The sequence below is a fragment of the Marinobacter sp. B-21 genome, assembly GCF_056857895.1.
On sequence record NZ_JBSXNZ010000018.1, the window covers coordinates 1 to 12,263 of the forward strand.

Consider the following 12,263-nt stretch of genomic DNA (forward strand, 5'->3'; position numbering starts at 1 on the left):
CATACACCACCTGCTCACGCATATTGCCGAGGCGGATACGGCGGAGAAACTGGAAGCATTGCTGCCCTGGAACGTGGAGCTGGTTCGGGTCTGACATCTCAGTGCGGGTGATGCAAGTGGGTCGATTTAAATGCGCTTACACTAGTAGTGCTCGATTAATCGCGCCGTGAGTCACTTCGAAATCGAATATTTCTGCCGGCGCTGAGCGCAGGCCCTTGTAGTTGTCCCAACCCGTCTTTTGCTTTAATCGCTTAGATGCAGATCTTATTAGTCGATGCGGTGACTCCAACTCGTCTGGCACTGCGATTAGCCCTATCCGTTCTTGGGCAGTGATGGCCTTTTTCCGAGAAGCATCGGGGTTGTTCGGATCATAGGTGGGTGATCGGCTGAGCGGCAGGGAATGATTGTCAAATTCCCTGGCAGTGGGAAGCGGGAGTTTTCTGGGTGACTTCCCGGCATTGATTTTTGCCCAGTAGCCCCTGGGCGGCAACGGTATTCTGTACTTACGACACACCTTCCCCAATGCAACATCAGAGATCCCATAGCGAGGTGCGACCCTGGAGACCGGCTCAGCCCAGACCTCCTCGTAAAGCGATTCCCGAGTAATCGCAGCGACGCTGTCCATTGACTACCTCATCCAATCCCAAATTGACATTCAAGTGTCTTGCTAGTGAGGCACAACCAATCCCACCAAAAGGGCTCCGCCCACTCTCAAGCGACACGACCACCTTTACAGAACTATAGAATCAGGCGGGGCAGTCTTCTAACACGATTTAATGCAAGCCGGCGCAGTGCCATCAACGAGCCTTAATGGGGCTTCGCATCCGTCGCTTCAGCATCTTTAGCCAGGTCATCTAGAACATCGAAAACCTCAGGCAAATCCTCCTGGTAAGAAGCAATATAACTCGTTGTGTAAACCTGTTTGTCATCCTCGTTATGAAACCGTTGGCGAATAACGTCCCTATGTTTGAGCCAATAGCGGCCCATTTCTAAAGGATCTAGCCCGCCCGGCAAACCGGACTTGGTAGGGATATAGCCCTCTTCGAACCTCCCTGACATGAAAGGACTACTTAAATTGCATAGGCAATGGTTAACGAAGTGAATCACATTGTCGGGATCGATGCTTGGGTCAAAGCAAACATTAAACACGTACTCGTTCATAGCTGCAGCTATGCCTGCGCAATCTGCCGATCCGTCTTCGTCATAATATCCACAGCCTACGCCTGAACCCTTCGGAGGGGATGTGTTGCTCAACTGGTAAATAACAAAAGATCTGAAATAATTCCGATAGGCAAACAGCTTCTCCGACAGGTCTGTCGGCATCTGGTCTCCCTCTCTGGGGTCACCTGAGCCCATTCCCAAAGATGCGAACAATGTATCTCCAAGAAGCTCTTTATCTGAAACAGCGAGAGCTTCTGAATAGAAGTTACGCCGTGGGTCAATGAAGGTTTGCTTAAATAGCGAAAACACTTCTTGAGACAGTCTCCTCATTCCAGTAATGGCAAGTGAACTGACCAAACCGGAAGTCTCCGCATCCCTATCCGAATAGACGATGAGCGCTGATTGAAGATTATGCAGTTGACCTTGTCTATCCGCCGAGCACTGGAGCCTAAACAACATAAGGTCGTACCACCCCAGAACTCCTCGATCCTCGTTCGTAAGCCGCTGCAGTATTCCCTTGCTCTGGTCGGACTGCTCGCCGAAGATTCTCCAAGCAACCTCAACAATATTGTCCCTCGAATTCGGGAGCCGATGCCCCGACGTTCTTCCCCAACCTGCACGATCTAATAACCGCAGTAGCGAATAAATTGACCTCTGTCGTAAACTCCGGTCATCAGACGATATGAAAGAATAGCGCGGTAAATATTCGATTAGCGTGTTAATCGAATCCTCGGCAACGACGTCAGTGAAATCATGAGACCGATTGACCAGGACGCGCCAAAACTGATCATGGGCGTGCTCTCCCTGATCTAACCTGAAATCTGGTGATTCGAGGATTGACGGAACAGAGGTACCACCACGAACTTTCTCTACAGCCTCTTGGTAAAGCACAAAGGTCTCTCTTGGCTCGGGCGTGGCGACTCGGACGATAAGTTTTAAATAGCTCTCAAGGTTTCTAAACGAATCTTCGTTGAAACACGCGCGAGATCTCAAAACCTTCTCTTCAAGTCCGGTTGCATCGTTCAGGCCCAGTGTTTGTACATCGAAAAGTTGCTTCAGCAAGAAAGCAGCTGTTTCTGGATGCTTATCTAAACCCGCAGAGAACTCATTGCTGTTCTTGAATTCGTCCTCTCCGAATTCACGGAGCACAGAGAAGATGCCTTTGCGCCCTTCTGTTTCTTCTGCATAAATTCGTCGAAATAGCCCAGGGTAGTGCAAATGCAGGAGCATCAAATTAATAAGATCTCGTTCGTAAAAATCCGTCCGCCCCAAATCGCTTTTCTCGATTTGCATCAGTAGCATCGCATTAACAAAACGCTTTACCTTTCGCAAATCGCCGACGAGCGGCAAATACTTTGCTGCGTTGTCACCATCGAGTATGTTTGAAAGTTCGGTCAGCACGGAGCCGAGTTTCACCATCGTGTCCGAGGGAATGGAACCGAGCTGATTTTCTATTCGTTGCCAGTCCCGTCGCAGAAAGTCCCGAATACGCGAACTGTCCACAAATAGACTCAGTTTCACGGTCACGAACTTCTCCAAAAACTCTCGCGCTCGGGAGCTCTCCTCGTGGTTTTCAGCGAGGACCTCGGTGTCGTAGCATAAAATATAGGTAGCTTGAGATAACTTGAACGTCTGACGGGTTGCAAACAGAACATTATTCACCGTCTTAGCATCAAGGCGATCAAGGTCGTCTACGACAATAATGACACGGCGATTAATCCGACGAAGAACTTCATTGATATCGTCCAACAGCTCATCGACAGTCTCCTGGGATGGCTCCAATGAGAGCCGGAAGCCAAGGAAAGAAAAATCAGCTTTTCCCTTTATCAGCCTGGAGTACCGTGAGGCTGCAGGACGAAATTCCGGTGCAAACACAGTTCTTTGAATCGCTGCTGACAGATCTCGAATCAATCGCTCTACAAGGTCAGGCTCTGATGCGTACCGGAGCGGTTCGAACCTACAAACAATGACCTTGTCTTCTGCCTTTGCCCAATGCCTCTCAGCAAGATTGATAAAGCTTGTCTTTCCTATACCCCAAGGTCCGTCTACCCCGAAGATGAGACCTCCGTGAGCACCGCTTGCGAGCACAGTCTCAGCGAAAGACTTAGCTTGGGTCTTGCTCTCAAATAGATCTTCTGCCTCACTATCAATCTCTTCATCGGCGAGGAAGTACAGTTGATGGTCTCGTCTTCGAGATTTCGGAAAATAGTATCGAAACAAAGGAGATAGCAGCGTTGCGCTGAGTAGAAGCAAAACCAGAGGGGCCCAATGTGGATCTGCACTTTGGAAAACACGATGAAACTTGGCAAGCATGGGAGAAACCAAGATATTTATCCACACTCCTGCAGCCAGTGCGATAAATAGATCAAGCCGAAAACTACGGATCATCCGCTCGGCGATTAAATGGACTCCCCGATTAAACACGTAAACAAGGCATAAGGCTGCGACGAGCAGGATTCCAATAGCTACCAGCCAAGGATTGATGCTGGATAATGATGGGGCGAAGTTCCCGCCTAAATAAAACCCAAGACGCCAAGCTTCGGCGAGCACAAAGCCGCTAATCAGCGGCTTTGTGAATACCAAAAGCTCAGGCATGTTCATTGCTGGCTTGTTATCGACCATTCATTCAGGCCCCACATTCCGTGTTAGTTTACTCGCCAGCTAAAATGCTTTTCCCATCAGCTCCGGAAGCAATTCAGTCCTCCTCAAACTCCGAAGAACTGAATTTCAACACGTTACAGTTTTCCTTGATGGTTCGCTGCAGAGATTCATCAAATCCATCCTTCTTCCGGGCCTCAATCTCTACGGAAATGGTCACCTCCACACCCAGCTGTGCGGTAAATTGCTGAACGACCTCATCCATAATGGTTGCAAAGTCCATTTTCGCTTTCACGGCGTCCAGCTCTACCGTTCCATAGAAGTGGCTTTTGGCTGTACCGGTTACCTCTGGCTGTGGCGGAGTCGTTCCACCGGGTTGACCACCCGTGATGCCCGGGGGCGTCAACGGCGTGCCCGTACCACCAGCTGGCGATGTTGTCCCCCCAGCTCCTGGGGCCTCGCCTCCCGTGGGCAAGCTTGGTTGTTCTTCCGCCCGAAGCTTTTCGGCGTAGGCTACTGCTGTTTCACGCTCGATCAACAGAGAAGACTCGGAAAGGTCAGCAAGCGAGTTTCGGCCAAATGAGAAGCCAAGGTAACGGTCGCCTTCTTTTCCGGAGGCGAAGCCGAAGTAGTCCTCAGACTCCACGCCTTGGGCAATGGCATTCCGAAACACCTGATCGTTAACCAGCCGTGGCAGATAGAGGTAATGGCAACTGTCCTGCCATACCTTAAGCGCGCTGATTTCAGTAACGCCATCCTTCAGGTACCAGTCTGAGAGCACTTTGCGCAAGTGGATGGGTGACCACTCGTATACCAGCCATTCTTCTTCTCGTAGCTTTTCCTCAATGCTTTTCACGAGATAGGGCGCAGTTGGAGGAACAGTCACTACCTCCCAACTGAGCTCCGGGCGGCCTTTCACAAAGTTCTCGACAGGTGCCATCAGCCATTTCCAGGTTTCCCGGATCAGCTGGCCAAGGCTTTGGCCTGCTGCATCTCGACTCCGCTCTGATTGCTTGAGGTGCGACAAATCCTGGTTGAGCGTCCCATTTTCGATATCCGTCACGATGGAGCGCCAGGCTAGGTAGATCCTGGTTTGTTCTTTTAGCCGTCCAACAACATCAAAGTCCGGAGCCAGGAACAGCAAGCGGTTTTGCTTCTGGCGGGGTTGTTCACCGCGGTTGCGGAGGATTTTCTCAGCCTGTCCGTAGGCCTGATTGGTCTCGGTGCGGCTATAGCCTGCATCCAGTGGGAGCACGACCAGGCGAGGCCCGGTTCCATAGTCATCCGGAACATCTGCAGACGGTGTAAACACATGGATTCCGGCAAAATGGTGGTTCTGCCCCCTGAAAAACTGACCAACACGATCTTTCAGTAACGGAATCACGTCGTCCCGCTCACTGATATTCTGCTTGCGGCTCTCCATCTCACGGCGCAGGTTCGGCTTCGTGTCCAGCCAGTATCGATCCTGCTCTGCGTACAGGTAATGCAGCCGATCCCTCAGGCGCTTGAGCACATCCTCAAACACACCAATGGTCTGGCCAGGCTGAACAGAGCCAAGCAGTATGCGCTCGGTCTGAACGCCACGGATCATTTCTGCCTGGGTGGAGGGAGCGCTGCCAAGGAAGATGGTTCTTGCGGTTCGACGGGCAGCTTGAACACCGCCAAATAGGGTGTGATGGCCATCGATATCCGCCGGTACCGACCTTGGCCCATCCACTTCCTTCTCAATGACGGGCTCCCAGCCTTGTGGCAGGTAGTGAATGCTCTTGTTACGCACATTCGCGTCATCCAGGGGCAACGAGCCCGGCATAATCAAAGCGTCACGGTTACCATCATTCCATAGGCGGTGGATGACGATGGCCATGTACTGGAGAACGCCCCGAGTACGCTGGAATTTATCGAGCGTAGACCAGTCTTCATAGAGCCGGTCGAAGACCTCCGGGTGAATCGGATAGGAGGAGCAGAGGCGCTCATAGTATCCGTTGGACTGAGTTTCTACAGGAAACCTTTCTGCATGTTGACGGTAGAAGTCCGAGAACTGTCGGCTGATGCCCTCAACCTCGGCCCGTTCACCAGAGCTTTCGAAGAGCCTTCGGCGCACTATCTCGAAGGCTTCGCTGGATCCTACGGGCTTCCAGACGGACTCCACCCTGGCAAAGTATTTCTCCAATGAGTTCAGAGTCCGCTGGCCCATGGTGCCACCGACTTCCAGCTCAGATTCCGGGAGTGAGGCCAGAAGAATGGCATTGGGTACAGCCTTGAGAGCCTCAGTCAGCGCCTGGACAAAGCTGATGTTGCTGTCGAAAGTACCACCTTTGTACTGCTTGCCCAGTTCCAACTGGCGGATGTAGGCGACCAGCTCGTCCACCAGAATGACGCAGGGCGCAGCGCGAGTGAGCAGCTGTTTCAGGCTGTCTTTGCCGGGGGAGGTACCATCTCGGTCGCTATCCGCCACCAGTGCATAGCCTTCTTCACCCAGTAGTTGCCAGGCCAGCTCGCCCCAAAGCGTGTTCACTGTAGTGGAGCCGTAGGTGCGAACCTGGCTGGGTGACAGTTGAATACCGTCGATTACCGCCATACGGGCGGTAGGAAGCTCGGTAATGCCAGCTTGATCCAGCACCGGAGGGATTCCCGTTAGCTTATCTGTGCTCACTTTGCGGCTCGCCAAGTGATATACAGCCAGCATCGTGTGGGTTTTACCGCCACCGAATGCTGTTTGCAGCTGAACAACCGGATCTCCACCCTGGCCGGACAGGCGCTGTGCAACAGAGATCAGCAGAAGGCGCATCCCTTCAGTAATGTAGGTTCGGGAGAAAAAATTCTCAGCGTTTTGGTATTCTTCTGGCGCGGTGCCAGTGGCCACTTGAGTGATATCCGCGGCGAACTCCGACTGTTTGAAAGTGCCTTCCAGAACATCTTTGTGGGGGCGTGCGATCTCACTCCACGGTTTTAAGCTCATAATTCTATCCTGTTACCTGCCACTGCATCTCTGGCCGAAGGCTATTCTGATCCACAATACGGGGATGTGGATCTACTGCTTTAAGGGTCTGTTTTAGCTTCATCAGAAGCTTTGACTTATCGACAGCCTGTGGAAAAAGCTTCGAAGGTTTGTCTGGTTGTTCAAGATGGAGCACGATGGAAAGCCTGTTTCTCTTCAGCGCCTTGCGAGCAAAAGAACGCTCAGATTGATCATTTGCGTTGACTTTTGCTGCGGCTAGACCGGCAAGCGTATCTCGTACTTTGAATGCTAGCTCTTCACCTAAATCAATCGTTTTCGTGCGCCTGTTGGCGCGGTAATCTTTCACCTCGATCAGCCAAGTGCGGTCGTTGTCTACGCATATGAAGTCGACAGCTTTCGTGCTGCCAAACGCGCTATTGAACTGATTACGGTAAAAAGCCCAGTCATCGTATTGGCTGGCTTCAGCGCTTGGTTGAAATGTAAACGTTAAACGTCCTTCCTTGAGCACTGACATATCAGTTGCCGGCCTCCATGAATCTGTCGGATTGTGAAAGCTCCTCATCCAGAAGAACCAGCGTATTCAGGTCGTCGATGCGCTCACCTTGTTCGACCTCTACACCATGGGTTTCAGGCTTCAAGGCAAAATATCTGTGTTTCACTTTCTTGAACTCTCGCTCCTCAGACAAAACCTCTAGTTCCCTGAGGAGAAAAAGCGAATGTGTGGCTATAAATACCTGAACACCTTGCTGACACAAGTGATAAATAACCTTGGCAACCAACTTAATTAATTTGGGGTTGAGGTTTGTTTCTGGCTCATCCCAGAACAAATAACCTTTATCGAGAAGCGAGCCGGTGCTTATCAGCCGGGCAATCATAGCCAGCTTTCGCAAACCTTCAGCCACAAGAGGCATTTCCATATTTCCCTTGCCCGGTAGTTGAAGATAGAAACGTCCATTTTTATCAAGAACAACCTTTCCACCCATGGCCTCTTCGAGTGGTTTCAACAACTCTGCAATCTGCTTTTCTCTCGGTCCCCGCAGGGCCAAGGCGCCAAGTAGCAAACAGGTGTCGCGGTAGGTCTCTTCAAATTCCAGATAATGATTTTCATAAACCGAAACAAAATTCGGAAATATGGTCAGCAGCTCGCGCGTCGGGATAAAAACAGGGGATTTTTCATGCCATTTTCCGGGCAACTGGTTTATTTGAACTTCAGACTTGCTAGAGGTGGCAAAGCTGAAAGTACAATCAAGTTGGGAATCGTCAAACTTGAACGCCACTTCACAGCGCTTCCTGCCTGGAGCTCTCGCCGCCAAGCGGCCCAAGGTTTCGGGGCGCATCACATGGACGAGTTTGTCAGCTACGGTTTTCTGTAGCGTATTTTTAGTCGGATCACCGGCTGTCGGTTTCTTTCCTTCCTCAGCACTGTTGGCAATAACTGAATAGGCCACTTTTAGAAGGTGAGATTTACCACAGCCATTTTCTCCCACCACCACATTGAGGCCAGGAGCAAAAGACAGCTCGGAGTCAGAGAAAACGGTAAAATCCGTCAGTTTGAGTTTTTTAAGCATGGGAGTCTCTCACTTAACCTGTCTCTATTGGTGTTAGTACCGTAGCAGCGCTATACCAATTAACGAAATCCAATAAATCATCAGCACCCTCAAGCTTCCAAACATAGGCTGGATTCCCGAGGCGTAAAGCAGGGCAGTTCTTTCGGTTAAGATTTGAATTTCGGGGATCCGTGTCGGAATACTCTCGCGCTGGCTCAAACTCAGCCCCGGACAGAGATACCGTTTGCGTCCAAAGGGTAATGTCCCGACCCTTTCTCTCCAATGCAAGCTCTTTGCCGTCTTTTGTTCTGAAGCCTGCAATATATTTTGTCGGCTCAGCTATGCGTTCAAGAAATTTGGCCAGTGTCGCTTCAGGGCCTTTTGCATCCACGCCATCAAGGGAGCTTTTTTGCTCTTCTCCCTCAGCTTCCAAGGAGTTCACCCCATCCGTCAGATCGTCATTGTCCGATGAAACTACAACGTCTTCGACCTCGTCTGGCTCAACATTGTCGATGGCATCGGGCGTACTGGATAATCGATCTGTTTCAGTATCTGTTATCAGATGTTTCAATTTTTCTACAATCAACGCCCTACGCGCTTCGAGGAAGTCTTCAAAGCGCTCAACCTCCCATAGTGAAGGCATTTTGGGTATGAGATGCATGTCCAGATAAGCATCGAATTTGTCCGCGAACCAGTCCCGAGGGAGCGCATCATTTTTACCCTGAAAGCCGTTTTCATCAGCGGGCAGCAGCATACAGTTTGCCAGTTGGTCTCTGGTCGCTGCGGGATAGCGCATCAGCGATTGCCGGCCGGTTTCAGGGTTTTCATCCTTAATGCTCTTCAGCAATGACTGGGGGAAAATATGGTCCACCTGCGGCAGATTCACTGCGTATGCAGGTTGGTAGTCGAATTGTCGGTACCACAGATTAAAAATCAGATGAATGGCGCGAGATCCATAGCTTGCCTGGAGAAGGCTGTCCTCGGAAACATCCAGATTGCGCCCGTCACTGCGGATGACCTCAAAGAGGTTGGCAACTGAGAAGGTTTTGTCCTGATTGATACGGCGAATACATTTATCAATCAAACCGTCCGGTCGTCCGTTAAAGGCACCGCAAAGCAATGTTCTGAGTAGGTATGTGTCCAGCCCGGACAAAGACTGCCAATTCTCTGGATAGTGATAGCGGTAGTAGATGACCGGTATCAGTGTCAGATAAGAGGGCAGCGCCTTATCGGAACGAATGTAGGTTTTGGAGAACAAGTAGTCCCTCAAATCTCTGATGGCTGCAGAGATCTGGGGCCACTTATCGATCATCGACTGCTTGGTTTGTTCGTCCCGAAATTTCTTTACATCATAGGCAGCGCCCTTGCCCAGCAACACCAAGCAAGTCTTCATAACGAAATCACGGGTGAACTCGTAGCCAGAAACATTCAGCTCAGAAATCAGCTCTTCCATCGCTTCATCGGCATCTTGCCAGGAAGCAGTTAACAGCGAGAAGAGGAGATCTGACTTACCAAGTTTCGTGCCACCGGAGTTGGCGCGAATGAAAATCTCGACCACATCGTTTTCAGTGTATGCATCTGGGTTATCGACGCTGTCCAGCTCCTGATAACCAACATACTCCTCAGAAACAAACACCTTTTGGGCCTGCCAGAGATTCCGGATCAGTCTTCGTTCCTGCTCTTCTGTGATAGGCGAAACGGCTTTGGCTTCCAGCTGTTTGGCCAAGTCGTTTGGCATCTCGTTGCTGAACACAATCTCTTTGAATTTGACCCACGGAAAGCTGGCTCGGTTGGCGGCCAGAAAACGGAACTGATACCGCATCTCCTCAGTGTGAGTTGGCTCCCCGCTAAGAACGTTAAAGTAAAGCTCCTGCTTGCTGTGACTACCGCATAGCCCGATAAACAGGCTCTGAAGTCTCTGTTGGCCATCAAGCACAAGAAGTTTTGTCCGGCTATCTTCCGGCACCTGGAACTGGGAGAGCTTGATGCCATCGTGGTAGTTGTCGATAAACTTCCGCCGCTTGATCAGGGAATGGGTACGCCAAACCAGTATCGTACTGATCGGGTATTCCCGCATGATGGAGTCAAACAGCTTCTCGATCTGTTCCGGGCTCCACACGAATGGCCGCTGGATGTTTGGCAGCCAGAATCCGCCGTCGTACTCTGGGTTGTTGAGATATTTTACAACCTTACGTATGGCTACATTTTTGTTCTTCACATACGTTCCTTAGAGTTCCAGTCCTTGTTGTTCGCCTTTGTGGCCTGTGTCGTGGGATGCCTCGACAATGGCATGCCAGGAGCCAATCAACTCGTTGTAGGCGCGGGCCTCTTCGGCCCATTTCTTTCGCTCGCACAGAGTGTACAAGTGGTAGGCCAACTGGCGGATGGCTTCGCCTTTCTCTGGCATTTTTGCCAATAACTCACCGGCTGCGGACTCGCCACTGTTATTGAGCCGGCGGATCATCTGGTGACAAGCTTCCCACACCGGGGTGCGATCGTCTTTGGTCGGATCCCAGTCGGATTCGTATTCGGCCCAGCGCAACAATCGCACCTTGCCGCCTCCGGACTCGGCCACACCGGCGGCTTTAACACCATCCACCGTGGTACCTTTGGCCTGAGCCAGCACGTTAGCCTCCCCAAACTGGCCAGCGTTCCATCCATATTGCTCGAACCAGCTTGAGCAGAACTGGGTGTCAGCATCGAAGCTGCCGGAGTCGGGGCTCAGATACTCGGTAATCGCGCGGTTAATCAATACCAGAGCATCGTGCACACTCATGCGACTGCCATCCTGGTTCAGCACCGCTTCGTATTTAGAGTAAATAGCCATCCCAGGGCCAATGGCGGACTGAGCCAAGTCAACGGGCGCAATGGGAGTTTGGCCTGTCTGACCTCCGATCATGGTTTCCAGAGCCTCGGGCATTTCTTCCCGCAGTTGCCGTTGGAAATCGCGACGGGAGATAGATTCCGCATTGGTTTCGCGTTTGCGGCAGACCAGGACGATGGACGATGCGAGGGCATTAGTGCCGATGCCAATCATCCTAGCACCTCTTTCAGTCCTCAAAGGCCAGGTGCCATCAATTGAAAAGCCCGCTTGGATAACGGCTTCCAAGAAAGTCACCCAGCCGGTGCTGGTGGTGCTGCCTTCTTTGGTCTCTGACTGCTTGAAGGCGTAGTAGATGGAAACTGGAAATCCAGGATGCGCTTGCACAGCCAAGTTATGAATCGCACGGGTCATGCCATCCATAAAAAAAGCTTCGGCTTGGTCTTTATCACCGTGGCGGTAGGGCGTAGCGACCAGTTCTTCGGCTTTCGGTACCGCCATAGTGCTAAACAAGGCAGGATAGATGTTCCGTAACGATCGGCGCATCCACACGTAAAAAAAGTCAGAAAGATCAGCATAGCCGATGTTATCGTAGTAAGGCGGATCAGTTGAAATGACTTTGTCAGAGCTAATACTCTGTGATTGAGCATCAGATTGAAAAGCACTTCCTGACGATGCAGGAGTAAAATTTCGAATTACTCGGATTACCCAGTCCAAACACGTTGATTCCCAATTCCCACTGCCTCCAGAGAATGGATTCGCCTCTGAATAATCCCAAATCATAGGTATCGCTTGACGGGTAAATGCATGAGCAATGAAACCGCCGCCAGACTCCCATGTAGCATTGGAGTTCCAATAATCTGATCCTCGGCCAAGCGTTAAGGCCAGAAATGTTGCCAAAGCGTCCCCGTATGCGGTTGATCCTGCGCCGCCTTGATCCAGGCCTTGGCCGTCATCCGGCCAGCCGGCAGCTCTGGCGTCGGTAATGGCTTTTGTGCGAGCTTCCTGTACCAAATCGGAAAAGGTCGTTAGTGCTACTAGCCCGAACATTTCATAAACACCCCAAGCAGCAGCCACGAAATTTTCTCGGTTAGCCCATTACGCCCAGATATGAGAATTATTAGTAGTATGCGCGCCAATGTCGCTCTGATGTCATCCAGTCACCGGCCTTAAGTGT

5 protein-coding genes and 1 pseudogene are annotated in these 12,263 nt (G+C 51.1%); all 6 read right to left on the reverse strand.

Going from position 1 to position 12,263, the window contains the following annotated elements; genetic code table 11:
- Window positions 1–807 precede the first annotated feature (807 nt).
- Window positions 808–3,783 carry a KAP family NTPase gene (locus AC13C0_RS00400; RefSeq protein WP_482953723.1) on the reverse strand — a complete coding sequence of 992 codons (2,976 nt, stop codon included), beginning with the start codon at window positions 3,781–3,783 and terminating at the stop codon, window positions 808–810.
- A gap of 1,591 nt (window positions 3,784–5,374) precedes the next feature.
- Window positions 5,375–6,718: pseudogene (locus AC13C0_RS00405) on the reverse strand (ATP-binding protein); the annotation flags it as partial.
- A gap of 4 nt (window positions 6,719–6,722) precedes the next feature.
- Window positions 6,723–7,232: a hypothetical protein gene (locus AC13C0_RS00410; RefSeq protein WP_482953724.1), complete on the reverse strand. Its 510-nt coding sequence runs from the start codon at window positions 7,230–7,232 to the stop codon at window positions 6,723–6,725.
- 1 nt (window position 7,233) lies between these two features.
- Complete coding sequence (locus tag AC13C0_RS00415) at window positions 7,234–8,286, reverse strand: AAA family ATPase (RefSeq protein WP_482953725.1); 1,053 nt, start codon at window positions 8,284–8,286, stop codon at window positions 7,234–7,236.
- Between the two features lie 13 nt (window positions 8,287–8,299).
- Window positions 8,300–10,483: a GmrSD restriction endonuclease domain-containing protein gene (locus AC13C0_RS00420; protein ID WP_482953726.1), complete on the reverse strand. Its 2,184-nt coding sequence runs from the start codon at window positions 10,481–10,483 to the stop codon at window positions 8,300–8,302.
- A 9-nt stretch (window positions 10,484–10,492) separates the two neighbouring features.
- Window positions 10,493–12,163, reverse strand: coding sequence for a DUF1156 domain-containing protein (locus tag AC13C0_RS00425; protein ID WP_482953727.1), 1,671 nt, complete (start codon window positions 12,161–12,163; stop codon window positions 10,493–10,495).
- Window positions 12,164–12,263: the final 100 nt, after the last annotated feature.